Source organism: Paenibacillus gyeongsangnamensis (assembly GCF_027533625.1).
Taxonomy (GTDB): domain Bacteria; phylum Bacillota; class Bacilli; order Paenibacillales; family NBRC-103111; genus Paenibacillus_G; species Paenibacillus_G gyeongsangnamensis.
Genome location: NZ_JAQAGZ010000023.1, coordinates 141,893 through 161,009, shown reverse-complemented (window position 1 = coordinate 161,009; position 19,117 = coordinate 141,893). Strand labels below are relative to the sequence as shown.

Here is a 19,117-nt window from a genome sequence, read left to right as displayed (position 1 = left end):
GTGGCTGAATCGAATGAAGCAAAGACCAAGTCGAACCTCTGCCGGGCGAAGAAAGAGATAGCATTCTATTGTATCGCAAAAACCGCTAATGTATATTTTTACCAAATGGACAGAGCTACCTTTAATGGCCGCTCGACCTTTTGGACATCCGAGTAAATAAACTCTTTCAGAATTTTTTGACAATTTGACTGATCAACTTTTATGCAACACTAGTGATTTACTATCAAAATAATTGCCGCAATAGCGATAAAACAACTGATCGTAATCCATAGGAGTGTTTTCATTTTTTTTGGTTGATTTTGTTGATTCAAATTGCGCGGATTTGAGTAGTTTGATTTCTTCTTGTTTTTTTCCAAATCAGGCATCTCCTTGATTATGTTTGATGTTTTCACTTATCGCCATTATACTACATCGTGTAGTGCAAGGTAAAATCCTCTACCAACATCATTATGCCCATCCAATTAACCATAACACAAAAAAACCGCGATGTACGCGGTCAGGCTGTAAAGAAACCCATGAAGTAGAGAAATCTGCTATGGTACCCCGGTGAGGTATCCCCTTCCGGCCGCTGTTGTTATCGGAAAATATTCAATTTAATCGCTTTTGCAGCGGTAATTTTCCGATAACAAAGGCGGACGCTATCGCTCCTACAGGGGATACCCCACCTATACCTTAGCATTTTTCCACATATCCGGGTTTCTCGTCAGTCTGACCGCGATGTACGCGGTTCTTAATGAGATAATGTACTCCATAGGGGATGGTCATATTCGTTAATGCAATCTCAACCCCTTAGACGCTTTCCCAAAAACGTACTTCCTGAATGGCCGCTACGAGCCGCTTCATGTCTTCGTTCGTTACATCTCCGATATTGCCGATCCGAAACGTGTCTGCGTTCGAAATTTTCCCGGGATATATCATAAACCCTTTTGCCTTAAGCTTGTCATAAAAAACATTAAATTGAAACGTGTTGCTTTCAGAGCTTTCGCTTCCTGTTTGCGGTGCCGAATACGGTGACGAATACGGTGATCCCGTATGCACGGATAATTTCTGCTCTTCCGTGCCTCAAATATTTGTACGCCTCAATACTGAACTCCGAAGGACACGATCCCGAACATGGGCAAATAGTTGTTAAACAGCAAGTAGGCAAGTCCCGGCAGCGTCATAAGCGGAATCGGCTCATCTTCTTGCTGCGGTTGCGGCCGCCGTTACGGCAGTAGTAGTCTGTGACATCTCGCGTCCCCTTCCTCTAAACATATAGTCATGCATTTATGGTATAGGAAGGCTCCGGCGGCTACTAACGTTCTGCCGACTTCTTCACTAGCGCTTTCTCGACTTTTCGCTCGGGGGATATCGTGGATTCAAGGCTATGAGGTAAAAAAAAGCATAAATTATGTTCCGGGTAAAAGTGAAAACCTGGGGTGTACGCGGATTTTAATCAGCTATATCCTTCATCCAACGAGCAATAGCATAACAAAGCAATATTCTACAGCATGGCTTTCTTGCACTTAACTGCCCAACCGGCAGGCTTTTAACCCTATCTACTCCGTTTACAGCGATCTGCTGGGAATGAGATAAAGTTCTTGTCAAACCGGGAATGAGCAAGCATTAGGGGGAAGTCGAACAGCCCGGTCTGAAGACCGGGCTGTTTGGTGAGAATTTTCTCATTTAACGGCAATTTCGCTTTGCCAGCGTTGATACATATCTTTAGACAGATCGCCGATGTTAAAGCTGCGGAATCCGCTCGAAACACCTTTGAATGCCTCTTGTACATTTGCCGGCATGCTCGAAAGCTGGATTCCCGGGAAACCGTGCATCTTCTCCACAATAACGGATTGAGCCTCCGGAGTAAGCACGAAGTTCAGAAACTTTTTGACTGCTTCTTTTTTATCGGACAATTTCGGTACAATCAAATAGGCAGGGCCGCCGTTGAAGCCAGGATTCAGTTGTTTCAATTTGGTGGACTTCGGAAGTTGCCCCTTATCAATTTGTTCAAGCGCCATATCCGACCATGCCGGAATCATATCCACTTCCCCGCTGATCAATAAATCCAGTGTCCCTTGATTTTTCTTAGGATAAATGCCTTTTCCATAAACATACGGTCCAAGTTCTTTCAAAAGGGAGAATCCTTTATCCCAATCTTTCTCAATGCTTGGGTCCGTATTATGAATTGACTCCGGAGGCAAAAATTTGTAGATGGCCGTTTGCACGAACGAATCTCCGGAGCCGCCTGTGGAAGGGTCATTATAAGCGAATTTCCCGGGATGTTGACGAATCCAATCGTACAGTTCATCCAGTGTGTTCGGGGCTGTTTTTACTTTATCTCCGTTATAGGCCAAAATAACGGCGGAGGAACGGTAAGGAATGGCAAGATTAGATACGTCTTTCATCGTTTGCGGATCCATTTTGTCCAGGTTTGGAATGGCGCCGGTGCTCAACGTTTCCCAGAGATCGTCTTTTTGGCCTTTTGTGATCGTGGATAAATCGTCTGAAAATAGGTCGATACCACCGGACCCTTTCCCCGCTTGCTTTGCTGCGAGAATGCGGTCGTAAGACGACTGCGCGCCGGTACCGGAAGGCACGTAGACCGGCTTCACCTTCACGTCGGGCGTTTGTTTCTCGAACATCGGAATCAGGGTATCCCACAATTCTTTCACGTTCTGCGATCCGGTAAAGTAGAACGAAAACTCGGTAGGTTGTGCGGGTGAAGATCCGCTGCTTTGGGAATTCGAGCCGGAAGAAGCGTTATTGCCGGCGGAAGCATTTTTGTTGGCGGTACCGCAGCCGGCCAGAACAGCAATCGGTAAACTAACCGTTAAAATAAGCGGAAGTAATTTTTTCATACGCAACATGCTTATTTCCTCCTAAGTGATTCTCGTTGGGAATCTTTCTTCGATGGGCTATGATCCTAAACTTTCGTGCTCTGATCTTTCCGAGCATAAGGATTCCTATGAGCAACTTGTCCCCTTCCACCACCCCCTTTAAGCCGATCGATTTCGCAACGTTCTACTGCTGAAATATGAAACTTCGCCACTATTGCTTTGAATACCGTCGCGATGCTGGTGATCGTCGCTCCTGATGTGGGAATGTGAGACCGTTCCCACACAGTAAACAAACAAGCGTTATTTTTCTAAAATATCCGATCAATATTTGGGCTGTATTAACCGAGTTTGAAGAAAAAATAAAGAACTAGGCGGAATGGAGGGTGACCGGCTCAGGCGTCGAAGAAATCACTACGCTGAAAATTCTTATCAACTAAAATAAGTATGCGGGACCCCCTGGAGTTCACCGGGGATCCCGCGTCGGAAATCAGTTCAAAGCCGTAGACGTGGTGCTGAAAGTCCTACCAAAGCAAACTCCCTTGTTTGCTATCATCTGTTTCATTGTTACCGCCCAATACGCGGTGATTAGGCGCAGGCATCGGTACGTTCGGGCCTTTGATAGCCCTCCAGATTTCCTCGTTGAGCTTCTGCGGATCGGCCTTGTCAGGCTGACCGACCAAATCCTCAGGGGTCATCACCAAGGAAGGATGGACCGATGGCGAATTGCTTGCGATTTCCTGCGTCAGCGGCTGTGCTGCTGCCGTCGTCACAGCATTGTTGACAGGAGCGGTCACTGCTACGGAGATCGGGTAGCTTCCGACGGTGATCGGAGTGCCAGGTTGTCCCGTAGCAACCGAAATCGGTACGAGCTGACCTGCACCGGATACGGATGCGTATACGGTCGCACCATCCGGAGAGATCGCCACACCGGTCATGCCTGAACCGATGGTCAGCGCCGGCTTGGCTGTTCCGGTCGCGATGTCGATCGGAGTTACCGTGTTGCTTCCGGAGTCCGCCACGTACAAGGTTGTTCCGTTCTGGGAGATGGCCACGTTGAATGGCCCCGAACCGGCCGGGATCTTCGGTCTCGTCGTACCGGTGACGATATCGATCGGCGTCACGTCATTCGAACCGGAGTTCGAGACAAAGGCGGTCTTGCCGTCGGGAGTAATGGCAACGCCGAACGGTTGAGTGCCGACCATGATCGGGGTACCGGCCGTACGCGCAGCCGTATTCACAGGAGTCACGGTTCCGTCGTTTTTGTTGGCGACGTAAAGCGTGGACCCGTCGGGGGTAATCGCGACGTTCTCCGGGCCCTTGCCGACGCTGATCGCCTGGCCGGCTGTGTTGCTTGCAATATCGACCGGCTGCACGGTGTTATCTCCGTATGCGGTCACCCAGAGCGTCTTGCTGTCCGGGCTGACTGTGAGCCCTGCCGGGATCTTGCCGACCGGGATCGTGGCCACTACGGCATCCGCAGCCGCGTCGATCACACTGACTGTATTCGAGCCTTGGTTCGCTACGAACGCCTTGGTACGGTCGGGAGATACGACTACGGTACCGGGCGCTTGTCCCACAGGAATGTTAACCATAAGCTTGCCGGTGGACAGGTCGATAGCGCTAACCGTATTGCTGGAGTAGTTCGCTACAAATGCCTGCGGCACCTTTGCAATGTTCGGGTCCGGCACCACGACGGCCACGCTCACGGATTGCGAACCGGTTAAACCTTCGCTAATCGGATAGTCCGCCTGGACTGTGAACATCTGCTGGCCGTATTGCACCGATGCCGGCACGGTAACTGTCCAGTTCATGCTTGTTCTTGCCCCAGGATCGAGATTCAGCGGGACTTGTCCGGGCGCAGCTGTCCAGCCGTTCGGGGTTACAAGCCGCAGTGCAGCACCTGACAGCGGAGCATTTCCGGCATTATAGACTGTTCCTGTAACTGTAACGGTCTGACCCGGCTTGACGATCGGAGAAGAAACGGTCACGCTCATTGACGGTGCCGACACCGCTGTATAGCTGGCAAAATTCGGTTTGTCGCTGAAGGACCAGATCATCGGCATAGCCGCAGCGTCGAACTGGGACATCGGTTCAACTCCGAGGAACAGCTCTATCGTGCGCAGCATCGATACCTGGCTGTAGAAGTGCGAGTCGACGATGCCCCGCTGTGTATAGGGACTGATCGCCAAAGCGACCGTACGGTGGGCGTCGACATGATCCGGTCCGTTCTGCGGATCGTCCTCGACGACGAAGATCGCGGTATCTTTCCAATACTTCGAGTGAGATACCGTATCAACAATTTTACCCAGTGCCAAGTCATTATCCGCTACCAATTGTTTGGCCGTCGCTCCGCCTGCGGTATGGTCGCGTGGCAGATCAATGAATTGCATGGACGGCAAGTTGTTATTGGCAACGTATTGCTGGAACTCCTGATTCCAAACGTCGAAGCGATGCTGGTCGGTCACTCCCATATCGTACCACGCGTAGTCATGGTTGGTGTTTGCATCCAACAGCGGGTCGTAAGCGCAGAATTTGCCTTGTACGCACTTGACTTGATCGCTCGCTTTGAACCAGTTCGAAGGCACTACAAACTGCCCGTAATTGCGGAACGGAATGTTCTGCAGCGCCAGCTTGTCCCATAGGTAGGCATGGGCAGGGTCGGAGCTGCCTGCAGCGATGAAGGGGTGGTAACCCTCAGAGTCGTACTGCGACCCGTTACCGGCGTATCCTTGAGCGGTACCTAGCTCGTTATAAGGATTGGAACTGGCCTGAGTGACCCATTGCCAGCCGTTTTGGCTTACTTCGCCGTTGGCGTAGAAGTTATCCAGCGTCACGAACTGCTCGGCCAGCTTGTGATGGTTCGGCGTCACGTCCTTGCCGAAGATCGCAAGTGACGGGTCGCCATTGCCCTTGCCGAGGTCGCCGAAAACCTGATCGTAGGTACGGTTCTCCTTAACGATATAGATCACGTGCTTGATCGGCGAGGAATCTCCGACGTGACGCGGTACAATGGTGGATGATGCGTTCTCTTCCTTATCGAAGCCGTTCACCTTGCCGTGATCGTTGAAACCGTTGTTTTCCCAAACCATTCGGGTATATTTGTTCAGTTGTGAGTTGCTTGGAATATCGACAACCTGCAAAAAGCCCTGAAGCTGTCTTTCGATGTAAGGGTAATTGGTTGGTTTCGAAGGGTCCGCCGGGGCGTTCGGTCCCGTTCCCAAGCCCTTTGCGCTTGTAATGAGCATACGTTTGCCATCCGGCGTTATCTGCACGCCCGTCGGATACCAGCCGGTCGGGATAAGGCCTTTAATTCTTCCGAAGTCGCCTTGGCCGTTTCCGTTCTCACTGCTGGGGCCAGATACGTCGACTACAGCGACGTCATTATTGCCGCCATTGGTAACATACATCGTATTGCCATCAGGTGAGAGCGCAAGATTGTTCGGTTGCGTTCCTGCGTGCGCATCCTGGAAAGGAGCAAGCGAGATCGTATCCGTTACCGTGTTGCTCCCTGTTTCGACGACGGACACCGTGTCGTTGTCCCCATTGGCAACGAATAACCTATGTTTCTTGGCATCGATCAACATACTGTTGGGGTGGGTGCCTACCGTAATCGGGTTCTTCGGAGTCATCGTTAGCCCATCGACAGAGAGAACCGACATTGTGTTTTCACCTTGATTACTTACGTAGGCCGTATGCCCATCCTCCGACAATACTACGCCGTACGGATAGGAGCCCACCGTCGCTTGCGCGGTCTGGCCAGAGGCAACATCGACAGCTACAAGCTTATTCGCGTACTGACCGCTCACGTAAATCGTCTTGTCGTCCGGCGAAACCGCCACTTCTTGCGGGTATGTACCGCCCGGAAGCTTCAGGGAACGCTGGAAGGTCAGCTTATGGGTACTGCTATCCCAGCCGAAGACGACCACCGATTGCTTGTTCGCCGTTGCCAAATACACATGGCTTCCGTCATGGCTAAAAACAAGCCCGGGCGCTACACCCTGACCTGTTCCGTCAACTTCAACCTGCTGGATAAGGCTGCCATCCATGGCATCCATGACTTGGACAGACTGTTTACCATTCTCGTTCTTGACAATGTTAGGAACCAGAACCGCCTTACCGTCGGGCGCGAGCACGGCGTTGGCCGGAAAGAAGCCTGCGGGCTTTTGGCTGCCTGCCGGCGTCACCCGCCAGCCTGCAGGCGTGTACGCTGTACCGTTTGCTTGCGGTCCAGGCTTAAGGAAATCGGCAGCCATCGTAACGCCGCCCAGTGCAAGCACGCCTAAGCAGGTGATTGCTGCAATAGTGGTACGTGGCGACAATTTTTTGCGTCTTTTCTCGTTACCCTTCATTCGTCACATCTCCTCCGTTTTTTATGATGTATGTCTCTCTTCAAGAGAATGGTCGGCTTGAATTACCCAAGCCCCGAGTATTAATATAATAGCTACATGCAGAAACAACATTAAACGCATGTTAATAAATTGTTTTTTATTTGTTTATAGTTGGATTTAATTGGTTTTGTCTTTGGAAGACTCCAAATCAAAAAACTCGCCCTTCATCCAACCCATGTGGGAAGATGAAAGGCGAGTTCTTCTCAATTATTTCATATTCATCATTCGATAAATGATTACTGCAGCTTCAGCCCTGGTTGCTGTGCCAAGAGGATTGATTCCATTATCGCTTCCTTCTACGATGCCCAGCTTGACTAAGGATGCTACTCCTTCTACCGCATAAGGTGCGATCTTAGTGCTATCGGCGAATTTGGAAAGGTCGGCAACGTTCCCTTGTGCATAGTTACCGGAAAGCTTTAATGCCCTCACGCAGAGCACCATCAGGTCTTCCCGAGTAATCTCCTTTTTAGGATCAAAGATATTTTCTTCCATACCATTAACAAGACCTAGCTGCTTGGCAATTCCAAGTGATTCGTAGTAGTAGTCGCTCTTATTCACATCGCTAAAGTTTGATGTAAATTCCGCCTTAAGGTTCAGCGCGCGAACAAGAAGTACTACCATATCCGCACGAGAAATTTTAGTGCCTGGAGAAAACGTCTTGTCCGAAGTTCCTTGTATGATACCTTTAGATGCCAATGCGTCGATCGCTTTGATTGCCCAGGAGTAGTTTGACGAATCTAAAGAAATTCCTGTATAACCTGAAGACCCGCTTGGTGCTGCTGTGTCTACTGCTAGCTGAATACTATCGGAATTATAAATCACCTTCACTTTATACTGGCTAGGTAAACCCACAGCATCCACTGAAGAAAATTGTCCATTCCGTTGATCCTTACCATGGGTTATGATGGTGACGACGCCGTTATCAGGTACATAATTATTCGAAAAATTCAAACGTAATTTCCCATCAGGCTTTACCACGCCCTTAATTTCGAGCAGATCATGATTACTGCTAAGCTTAAGCTCAAGTGTACCGCCCGCAGCTTGTGTGTAATTTCCACCGATGGTCATCTTTCCGGAAACATTTTTAATGAGAGTTCCTCCGTTGTTCGCAACATCGCCGCTGCCGAAAGCCGTCTCCGAATTACCCTCAAGTGTGCCTCCGTCGATCTGTGTACCTCCGGAATAAGTATTGTTGCCCTGCAGCTTTAAAGTACCTGTTCCCTCTTTTGTCAGCTTTCCTATGCCTGAGATATCGTTCCGCCAGCGATCCAATGCATTGAAACCGCCTTTGTATGCATCCATTGTCACTGTAACGTCGCTGGCAAAGGCACCATAACCATCCGCGGCGGCAAAGAGATTAAGCCGTCCCCATCCCTCAGCATCATCAAGCACGGGATATCCGGATGGAAGACCCGTAGTGGCCAAAACCCAGCGACGCTCGGTACTGTCAAGGTAAGGCAAACGTGTTTCCAGCAGAACCTCAGCTCCCTTAGGAACCGCCATTGGGTTAGTCGTTGAATTAATCTGACTAAACCCATATGTCAAACGCCCAGTATATTCTTGTTTGTTCTTTGCATAATCGCTGAACCGATCCGCCGCTGTACTGGTTTGCGTTAACAATTTACTGTGAGCATCGTCATAAGCCGCCTGCTTCAAAATGGTATTGTTTGGATCAGACAGGATAGCAGCCGCAAGCGCAGTTGCCATGACACGTCCTCCCATTACATCAAGGGGTGAATGCATACCGGCAACAATACGGTTGTTGCCGAGTTCCGAAGCTCTCGTAAGCAGTTCCTGATAACGCTCGGGTATAGCATAAGCCATCGCAATCGCGCTGAGAAACGCAGCATTGGTATGTCCGCTAGGAAATCCTCCATCTGTGGCCGGATCCGTGCTGATTGCAGGAACAAGGGAAGGAACAACGATCGAAGTGCTGCTCCAACGAAACGGGCGAGGATAACTAAAATATTTTTTTGCCGGGTTCGTTGAAGAATAGTTGCCGCGCAAGGTATTGACCAAACTCACGATATTACCCAGACTGGAATTCGGGTCACCTGCATTGTTTCCTCCATCATTATATTTTTTTATGTGAAAATCTAATGCACGCATGATGCATGTCGTCTTTTTAAAAAACGTAGCAGAATTGGAAAAATGGGCAATAGGATGCCCGGCAACCCTCTTTGGGTCTTCTAAGGTTTGAATTATTTCCGTTTTGTCAATACTGTTAATTTGCCTCCCGAAGAACTGTCGGACCGCCTTCGATGTAAGGCTGTTTGTTTTTGATGATATGGTAAGCGATGATTAGTATCTTTCTAGCAATGGCAATACACGCCTTCTTCTTCCCGCGGCGAGATGCGATCTTCCAAAACTTTGTTGAAAGTGCCGTATTTCTGGAGCGAGCGATTGCCCAAGCCGCTTCGCATAATACCACTTTTGCATGAGAATTGCCTTTTACGCTCTTTGTACTTTTTTTTTGCCCGCACTTTCGTGATTACCTGGAGCTACCCCGGCCCAAGACGCCAAGTTCTCTGAAGAGGGGAATTGCTCCATATTTACACCAATCTCTGCAATGAGTGCTGCAGCGGTAACCTCACTAACACCGGGAATGGTTTGTAATAGTTCGTATTCGTTCCGGTAGCTCTTAAGGTGCTCATCAATCTTTGCGTCCAGGCTGGCAATCGATTTCTCCAAAAACGCAATGTGATCCCAGCAATCCCGGATCAGCTCGATCTGGTGGGGAGTCATGGTGCCAAACAACGAGTCGCGCACTTGTTCCTTCTTGTTTTTGATGGTGCCTTTCACGCATTCATCCACATCTTTGGCATCGACATAACCTTGATCCACCAGACGTCTCAGCAGGTTGCGGCCCGAAACTCCGAAGACATCGGAAATGACGGTACCCAGCTTCACGTTGCAAGCTTCTAAATACTTCTGAATTCTGTTTTTTTCAGCAGTAAGATTGCCAACGCGTTTTTTACGTAACCGGCATAGATCCCGCAACTCCCGTAGATCTTCAGAGGGAATGAAGCTAGGTTCGATTAAGCCGACTCGTAAAAGTTTTGCAATCCACTCGGCATCACAAACATCGGTTTTCCGGCCAGGAACATTCTTGATTCGCTGTGCATTAGCAAGCGTAACGGTAAAGTAGCCTTCCAAGATGTTGTAGATCGGCTTCCAATAGACGCCTGTGCTTTCCATGGCAACATGAGTGATGGATTTAGACTCCAACCATTGGAGCAGCTCAAATAGTTGCTTGGTGAGCGTGCCGAAGGTTCGAATTTCACTCTGTACCTTACCTTCGGAATCGGTGTTAAGCGTACAGACGACAATGGTTTCTTGGTGGACATCCATTCCCGCACAGTGTTCTAACAAAACTTCCATAATCCACGACCTCCATACAAAGGTAACCATGGTGCTGGAACGACTCGAGCATGAGCATTTTTATGTTCGCAGTATTCTGAACGGGGCTGGTTCAGGGCTGCATCGGTTTGTACACAGAATCGATCCTTACAGTTTAGTTGCCGGGGTTTACCCACCATAAAAAGTAGCGTAGTTCTACACCATGTTAGTACAAGTATGGAGCGTTTCTAGTCCGTGCAAACCTTGCTGCCATTTTCATGCTTGGTTTGCGAGCAATTGCTCATGATCGTTTAGTTGTAGCATCGGCTGGGATATCGTTAATCGTTGTCGTCGCTCCCGCATTCTTTCGATAGACATCGGTAAGCGAACCAAGCCCCTCAATGACGCTGTAGCTTTGGTTTCTACGATCATCGAGATATGCCGCATCTGCCTCACTGGAAGATCGGCTGGCTGCCATGTCAACCACTTTTTGAATGTTGGCATCCAGTACGCTTTTGTTTAGTATGGTACCGTTATTCCATGCAGTGCCGGGAGTCCAAAGCTGATCGTATCCGGAAAGCACCCCGATTGTCGGATTTGAACTTTCCGTCATATTAGCAGAAGTACTATTTTTGTAATTATCTACGAAATACCCCCAAGATGGCGATGACAGCGGCGTTACTGTTGTTGGTATTGTTGCCGCACTCGCAATACTCGGTGCTGCGAGTACAGATATAGGTGCGGCAAGCACCGAACTAAACGAAATCATTCCACAAGCGGTAATCCCTATTGTTTTCTTCAAAAAATTCATTCTCACTTCTTCACTCCTTGGTCTTTGTTTAAGCCTATTATAATTATCCCAAAAAAAAGAGCCCTTAAAAATTTATAGATAAATCTATAAATTTATTGGGCCATTTTAAACTTTTTGTAAAGATTCGCGTATTTATGGGCCTTACTGCATTTCCGCCATTTGACGCTTTACGATCTCCCAAATGTCTTTAGCAAGAAAGGCCTGGTCTTTATTTTCTGCATACCATTTATTCATATAATCTTCAAGCTGCTTACCGTTTCCTTTTTCCCAAGCAGCCTGCGCATCTTTTATAGCTTGCTCCGGGCTATAATTACTGCCGCTGATGATCGCTTTGACATAAAGATCTCTTATTTCCTTGAGCAGAGCCGTTTGTATCGCATTCAGACTGTTCGGAAATACAGGCATATATTCTCCCACCGTCAAGCCGGGACTGCCTGCTCGGATCAAGATAAAGCTTTTGGGCACTTTTATAAATATCCAGCGCTGTCTTTTGTTCAGGAACTTCCGGGTTAAATTTGTTAATGATATAGCCGCACTTTTGATTAATGCCAGTAACAAACATTTGATAATCCACATTATAGCTGACTTCATATTTTTGTTTATACGGATCCAATACGCTCGGACAGCCATTCGGATTTTTTGTCCAATGAACCCCTTCATCTCCGAGGAATGTTACCGATGTTTTCGGCTTCATCATGAAGTCGATATATTGCGCGGCAGCTTCAGGGTTTTTCGTATTGGCATTGATTACGGTTGTCATTTGAATCGGATTGTTAATTGCTCCCGTGAACTCTCCCATGCTTGTTTTGGGATAAGCAAGCGGTGCAATTTCCGCTCCCGGCACATTTTTCTTTAGAATAGCAAGGTCTGATAAGGTAAACTCCGTCCAGTTGACGCTTGGATTAATATAAATGCCGATCTTTCCGTTAAGAAAATCTTGCTTAGCTTTAGATCCGCTGCTATCGTACATATAATTTTTATCAATGATATGGTTATCATATAAACTCTTCTTAAATGTAAGAGAAGCAAGTTCGTTTTCCCACAGACGTACTATTTTTCCATCCTTAATCCCCCAAGAAAATTGAGTGATTGATGACGAATCGCCGAACATTTCGTTTAGAGCATTCTCTGAATAATAACTAAGGTTTGTACCATACGTATCATCCTTTCCGTCGCCGTCCGGATCCAGTTCGGTAAAGGCCTTAGCCACCTGAAAAAACTCCTCTTGCGTTTTAGGTACTTCTAAGCCTAGCTTTTTCAACCAATCGGTCCGAATAAAAAAAGCATGTAATGGATTGGCTTCATTCAGTTTCCCGATTTCATACAGCTTGCCATCCGATTTTGTGCCGGCATTCTTTAATTGCGGATATTGCGTGATTAATTTCTCGTATTCCGGCATAAATTTCAAAACATTGTCTAATGGCAACAGTTGGTTTTGTTCATACAAACTATTGCGAATAGCTGTATTGTATTCGTTTATGATGTCCGGTGCTGAACCGGAAGCAAACAATTTCATCAGATTTTGTCGCGATTCGCTTCGCATAATGGGAATGAACTTTACATTAACCGGTCCGTTTCGATTGATCCAGTTGGTCCACCGGTTGTCTGCGTAAGATCCCTCAGAAGCCGGAATGATACCTCGGTCATAAATAGAAACCGTAATCTCATTTTTTGCTGTTTTGTTACCCGATGCGCTTCCACTGAATTCTTTATCTTCAAAAAACGTACAACCAGTCGCTAGCACAACAGCCGCAGCAATGACAATCGCAAACATAACCCCAATGCGATGCTTCTTGTTCAGCATAATTGTTATCCGATCCCCTCTTTCGAATTGCGGAATTCCTTGGGTGACATTTGGTATTGCTGCCGGAAAACATTGGTGAAATAATTCGGTTCGTCGAAACCCGTGGCGCTAGCGATTTCAGATATTCTCATATCGGTATTGCGCAGCAGTAACGCCGCCTTATCCATACGCATGCGGTTTAAGTAGTTCTTAAATGTCTCTCCGGTTGCCTTCTTAAATAATACGCTGAGGTAGCTTGGATTCATCTGAACGTAAGAGGCCACATCCGTCAATCTGCACTCCTGTTCATAATGTTCTTCTATATATTTTATAGCTTTATCAATAGTATTTTCACTTTTCGATAATTGCCATTTTTGAAAACTTTTCATGAAACCGGCACTAAGCTCATTTGTCCACACATCGATTTTATCGGAAGTCAGATCGGTCATGTCAACAGAAGTTTTGTTATACAGACCGCACTCTTCGATATCAAAATAGTTCCGTGCTGTTCTGTGTAATGCAACGGCCAATGACAAAGCTTCCAACTTTAATTTATAGGAAGGCAAAGTCTTAAGATTTGCTATGAATTGATCTAATACTTGTTGCACAATATTGGCTTCACCAGTTAATATGGCGGAAATGAACTGCGTCTCCAAATCCGAAATACGCTTTTCCTCTAAGCTAAGCTCGAACGGTTCAGGCTTCGAATGGCGCTCGTTTAGCTTCAGGAAGGCTTTGTGAAGCACATGATGAACATCCTGTTCCGAACATGGCTTGGTTAAAAAATCAAACACGCCAAGCTTTACTGCCGCTTGCGCATGTTCAAATTCTCTGTAACCCGTCAAGATAATGACGAGAAGATCGGGGTAATTCTTTCGTAACAGTGAAATGAAATCGATACCGTTCATAATCGGCATGTTAATATCCGTAAGCACCAAATCGGGTTTGAATCGATCCAGCAGCCGTAACGCATCTTGCCCGTTGCTTGCTTCGCCTACAACGTTCCATTCAGGTTGACCCAGCTCAATCATTTTAACCAGACCTTTGCGAAAATTAGGCTGATCCTCCACGATGATTACTTTACCGACTAACATACTTCAAGTCCTTTCTTTTCAACGCTTCTGAATGGCAGAATCAGACGCATCTTTGTTCCTGCATGCGGCACACTGTCAATTTCTAACCTATAAGGTGCGCCGTACATTAGTTTAATCCTTCTTATCACACTGTTTATCCCAAGACTATCTCGGCCATCATTCCGTTGTAATGGAGACATCCCATCAGAGCCAATGATCTTCGATAGACGCTCCTCACTCATCCCGCACCCGTTATCCGCTATTTCGATTTCCAACAAATCATCTTTTCGAACAGCATTAATGATCAATATCTTATGTGATAATCGATTACGGAAAGCATGTACAAACACATTTTCTACAAGAGGCTGGAGCAAAGAACGTAATATTTCGCTTTCCTCCGCATCTTCTTCCACATTGAAAACCGTTTCTAATTCGGTTTCAAACAGCTCTGTTTGTATCTTGACATAGTTACGGACCTGCTGAATTTCATCTCTGAGTGTCGTTGGGATGACTATCGGCATTAGCTTTGAGCATCTCAGATACGGCTGCAAGAAGAGAAGCCGTATCTTTGTCATTGTGCAAATATAACTTCCAATAAATTTCATTTAAAATATTATGAAGGAAATGCGGATTTAACTGAGCCTGCAGCGCTTTTAGTTCCGCTTTCTTTTCACTCAATTGAGTGATATATACTTCATTGATTAAACGCTCAACCTTTTCCGTCATCTCATTAAAGCTTTCCCCGATGTAGGCCAGTTCATCTTTGGATCTAATCTGGATGCGAGTATCAAATTTTCCGGAGCGTACTTTTTGAAGGCCTTTTACTAAATCTTCAAGCGGCCGAAGCAGTTTTTTACTTGCCAGTACAATTAGAATGCTCATAACAACAACACTGATGATACCGGAGTACAACATCACTTGCAAAATAGTCCAGTTTTTTACCCGGATCGCCGCCATGGAAGTTCCGCTGACAAGTGAAAGCTTAAACGCCTTCGAATCGCTTTGAACAAATAAATCATCGTCCATGATTTGAGCACGATTCAGGGCTTTCAACTGCTTGACTTCATCTTCCGACTTCAGAGCTGCATTGCTATATAATAAATCCTTCGACTGATTAAACAAGTAAACCTTTCCTAAGCCGTCTTTCGTTAACCCTTCAAGGCTGCTGGAAAAAAAAGTTTCATCCATTGTGATGACCAGCATGCCGTAAGTATTCAAAGAGCTGTCTTTCATCCACCGGGCGGCAACAACCGATTGCCTCATCCCATTAGGCTCTACCGAGCTCGGCAAAGGAATACTTAGCCATACCATATCCCCGTTGGATGGATTGAGCTTAGGAAGAATAGCTTGATAAATGGACGCATCAAGATCGTTAATCGACGGCGTAGAAAAATGAAAATAAGACGGGTTCCCCTTTAAATCAAACATATACAAACCCGTTATGAATGGAGCATCTAATTTGATTTGATTGATCAATGCTTTTATTTGTTCTTTTTCATAATAGGAACGAAACGCATCATAGTTTCCATTTGAATTTAGTTCACTGATCATATTTTCAATTTGAGGATCAAAGACGATTGCATGGGATATACGCTGCATTTCCTGCATCTTAAGATCCAATTTAGCCAGCGCTTCTTCGTTGGTTCGGGAAAACTGCTTGCTGATTTCTTTTTCGAATAAATCGAGGTTATAGCGGTATGTGAAATATCCAGCCCCGCCAAATGCTATCAAAATAATAATGGATAGGCTGCCAATAAGCTTGATCTTAAAGCTTCTTCCGATTCCGAGTCGTATTTTTTCCCACAACAACATCATGACGAATCAATCCACCTCAAAAAACGATTAACTTCAATAATAATTGATTGGCATCAGGACAACGTAATCTTATTGTAAACTACATGTTAAACGATTAATCAAGAAGATTGAAGCTGGCTTTTTCTGTCTAGACTAGTAGCATGACTTTTTGAAAGCGGATGAGTGATGAGAATGAAAGATTTTACTTTTAAGGCTTTGGCAATCACAAATGAAATGGATTTGAACAAAATCGCAATCCACTGCGGCATTCCCAAAAAATATACATGGGAACAGCCTTTAATTCTAAAAGGCGATATTCTTACATCGATCCTTCAAAAAGATATAGACGACTTACAACAGGTGCTGGTGTTTTCTTTCGGCAGCGTTGTTTTTATTAATCACTCAACCATGGATGAGATAACTGACTTTTTGAAGTTCCTCCAAACTTTCGAGCCTGATATTGCTCTCCAGCATGTAGACAGATACACGGACGATTACAGTCTTCACATCGAAGAAATCGATAGCATGGAGTTGACTGACGAGTATGTGGTGGTAGCTAAATATGAATTCTTTTACCCTGAATTGATCTCTACCGTCCTTGCCAAATCGGTAGCTTTTGAAAAGATAGAGGAACAGCTCGGGAATATTCATGATAGCCTCGAAATGATGATAGACAGGCTTGAAAAAGGAAAGCTTCGTGTCAGCAACAAAGAATTGGCAAGAACGACCGCAAAAATCGTACGCCATGAGTATAACACCCTTGCTTACATCATGATCTTGGATAAACCTGATTTAACTTGGACCAATAGCACTGCCAGCCAATTTTACGATGGCATGATGGATTTTTTTGAATTGAACGATCGATATAAAATACTGAAAAGCAAAACGGAAATTTTGTATCACATCGTGGAAGGTTTTTCTAATATCAGTCATTCCATCCGAGGGCTATTCGTCGAATGGATCGTCGTCATTCTAATTGTTATAGAGGTGGTCTTAACGTTATTACAAATCATTGGCTGGATTCCCTCACATTAGTCAAAAAGATCACTCAGCCCTTAGCCAAGCAGGCCGGGCCGGGCGATCTTTTTGCACGGATACTCCAAGAAACGTTATACCTATCCCATTACCGGCTTCGGATCCATACCGTCATTTCGCCCGGGACGCGGTTGCTCCAGGCAAAATAGGGGATCGCCTTTACCGGTACGGACACCATGTCAAAAGGCTGCGTCGTGTAAAGCGATCCGCTGCTTTCGGGCGGGACGACACTGCGCGAGCCGATTCCCGTAAGGACGGTGACGCCGCCAAGAAGCTGCTCTTCGTAATGCGCATCGAACTGGGCATCGCCGGAGAGGACGATATCCTGCAGGTTCGAACCGTTATCGATTTCCTCCAGGCAAAATACAACCGGACCCCGCTGAAGGGCTACTTTGCCCGCGTTCTCCCGTACGTTCGGATGAGCTCTCACCATTTCAACGTGCATATCGAACGACAGCTCGATCCGGTCCCCATCCTTCCAGGTCCGCTTCAGCTTGGCATAGCCGTTCTCGATCCGATCGGCTTCCGTCTCTACGCCGCCTACCTTAATCACAGATTTCCTGCACCAGCCCGGGAGGCGCACGCTGAGCGTGAACTCGGCCGGCATTTCAAGCGAGAGCTGAAGCGCAGCCTGACCGTCCCACGGATAGTCCGTTTCCTGCGATAGCTGCACAGGCTTGCCGTCCACTTCAAACTGTACCTTACTTCCTATATAGAGGTGAGTGTACAGCTCCCTTTCCTCGTCGTTTGCAGAATAAATGTACTGTCCCAGGGAAGTGATCAGCCTTGCAATATTGGGCGGGCAGCAGGCGCAGCCGAACCAAGGCTGTCTCTTGACCTTCACGCTATGCATATCGTTGCGGAAATTAGCAGTGTCGGGCCACACTTCAAGCGGGTTGACGTAAAAATAGCTTTTGCCATCGAGGGATATGCCGCTCAGCACCCCGTTATAGAGGGCCAGCTCCATCACATCGGCGTATTTGCGGTCCTTCTCCAATTGAAGCATGCGCTGCGCCCAGAACACGAGTCCGATGGCGGCGCAGGTTTCCGTATAAGCCCGGTCGTTCGGCAGGTCGTAGGGGACGGTAAAACGTTCTTCGAACGCCGATGAGCCGATGCCGCCGGTAACGTACATTTTCCGCTGCACCACATCGTTCCACAGCTCCTTGCACGCTTCAAGCATTCCGGCGTCCTGGTTTACTGCGGCCAGATCCGCCATCGCGCTGTACAGGTAAACGGCACGCACGGAGTGGCCTTCCGCCGTCTTCTGCTCCCGCACGGGCATATGCGCCTGGAAGTAATCGTACCTACGCTTCTTCCTGCCGATTTGCCCCTGCGCTGCGTCCCTTTCTTTCTCCTCTTCATCGAAAAAATGAGGCTGCCGGCCGCGTTCCTCCACAAAAAATTGGCTGAGCTCCAAGTAGCTTCGGTTGCCGGAAGCCTGATAAAGCTTGACCAGCGCCAGCTCCACCTCCGGATGACCGTCATAGCCTTTCTTTTGGCCGGGATTCGATCCGAACACGGTTCCGATGTAGTCGGCGTAACGGCACATGATATCGAGAAACTCGCGCTTCCCGGTCGCTTCGTAATACGCTACTGCCGCTTCCATCAAATGGCCGGCGCAGTACAGCTCGTGGTAGTCGCGCAGGTTGGTCCAGCGGGCATCCGGCTCCTTAACGGTATAATACGAATTCAAATAACCGTCGGGCCGCTGGGCACGGCCGAGCAGTTCGATCACTTCATCCGCAAGCTTCTCGAGCTCGGGGTTCCGTTCCTTGGAGAGGGCGAAACCGACCGTTTCCAGCCATTTACCCAGATCGCTGTCCTGAAAAACCATACCGTAGTATTCGCCCTCCGACTCTCCTGCGGCAAGACGGAAGTTCTCGATCGTATGGCTTGGCTCGGCGCCGGGGATTGCATCATTCAGAGCATCCCATTGATAAGGTACAACGGTCTCGATCACATTGCGCAGACGGTCCGACCAGAAGTCATCCTGAATCGCGACTTGACGGAGAGGGATCGTTTGAAGCGGCTTGAGGCCCATTTTTTCCGTTTGGCTCATGGTTAATCTCCTT

10 protein-coding genes and 2 pseudogenes are annotated in these 19,117 nt (G+C 47.3%); 1 reads left to right on the top strand and 11 read right to left on the bottom strand.

The features are described 5' to 3' along the window. Positions 1–1,661 precede the first annotated feature (1,661 nt). The 10 genes and pseudogenes from O9H85_RS29465 to O9H85_RS29420 form a co-directional block, all read right to left on the bottom strand. A complete protein-coding gene (locus tag O9H85_RS29465; RefSeq protein ID WP_269884970.1) occupies positions 1,662–2,849 on the bottom strand; it encodes an extracellular solute-binding protein in 1,188 nt (395 codons plus the stop codon). 491 nt (positions 2,850–3,340) lie between these two features. Continuing rightward, positions 3,341–7,168, bottom strand: coding sequence for a beta-propeller fold lactonase family protein (locus O9H85_RS29460; protein ID WP_269884969.1), 3,828 nt, complete (start codon positions 7,166–7,168; stop codon positions 3,341–3,343). Positions 7,169–7,414: 246 nt separating this feature from the next. Beyond that, positions 7,415–9,316 carry an S-layer homology domain-containing protein gene (locus O9H85_RS29455; protein WP_269884968.1) on the bottom strand — a complete coding sequence of 634 codons (1,902 nt, stop codon included), beginning with the start codon at positions 9,314–9,316 and terminating at the stop codon, positions 7,415–7,417. A gap of 115 nt (positions 9,317–9,431) precedes the next feature. After that, a pseudogene (locus O9H85_RS29450) lies at positions 9,432–10,588 on the bottom strand (IS110 family RNA-guided transposase). A 265-nt stretch (positions 10,589–10,853) separates the two neighbouring features. Then, positions 10,854–11,315 (bottom strand): annotated as a pseudogene (locus O9H85_RS29445) (hypothetical protein); the annotation flags it as partial. A gap of 183 nt (positions 11,316–11,498) precedes the next feature. Then, positions 11,499–11,762, bottom strand: a complete 264-nt coding sequence (locus O9H85_RS29440) for a hypothetical protein (RefSeq protein WP_269884967.1) — start codon at positions 11,760–11,762, stop codon at positions 11,499–11,501. Further along, complete coding sequence (locus O9H85_RS29435; RefSeq protein ID WP_269884966.1) at positions 11,668–13,161, bottom strand: extracellular solute-binding protein; 1,494 nt, start codon at positions 13,159–13,161, stop codon at positions 11,668–11,670. The genes O9H85_RS29440 and O9H85_RS29435 overlap by 95 nt, the downstream gene beginning before the upstream one ends. Positions 13,162–13,166: 5 nt before the next feature. Further along, on the bottom strand, positions 13,167–14,234 hold the full coding sequence (locus O9H85_RS29430) for a response regulator transcription factor (protein ID WP_269884965.1): 1,068 nt from the start codon (positions 14,232–14,234) through the stop codon (positions 13,167–13,169). Then, positions 14,228–14,734: a sensor histidine kinase gene (locus tag O9H85_RS29425; protein WP_269884964.1), complete on the bottom strand. Its 507-nt coding sequence runs from the start codon at positions 14,732–14,734 to the stop codon at positions 14,228–14,230. The genes O9H85_RS29430 and O9H85_RS29425 overlap by 7 nt, the downstream gene beginning before the upstream one ends. After that, positions 14,700–16,028 (bottom strand): cache domain-containing sensor histidine kinase, encoded by a 1,329-nt coding sequence (locus O9H85_RS29420; RefSeq protein ID WP_269884963.1) that lies wholly within the window; start codon positions 16,026–16,028, stop codon positions 14,700–14,702. The genes O9H85_RS29425 and O9H85_RS29420 overlap by 35 nt, the downstream gene beginning before the upstream one ends. 171 nt (positions 16,029–16,199) lie before the next feature. Here O9H85_RS29420 and O9H85_RS29415 point away from each other — a divergent pair, with 171 nt between their 5' ends. Continuing rightward, positions 16,200–17,042, top strand: coding sequence for an RMD1 family protein (locus O9H85_RS29415; RefSeq protein WP_269884961.1), 843 nt, complete (start codon positions 16,200–16,202; stop codon positions 17,040–17,042). An 88-nt stretch (positions 17,043–17,130) separates the two neighbouring features. Here O9H85_RS29415 and O9H85_RS29410 read toward each other — a convergent pair whose 3' ends face one another. Beyond that, the gene (locus O9H85_RS29410; protein ID WP_269884960.1) at positions 17,131–19,104 is read right to left on the bottom strand and encodes a glycoside hydrolase family 127 protein; all 1,974 of its coding nucleotides are present in this window, start codon (positions 19,102–19,104) and stop codon (positions 17,131–17,133) included. Between the last annotated feature and the right edge of the window lie 13 nt (positions 19,105–19,117).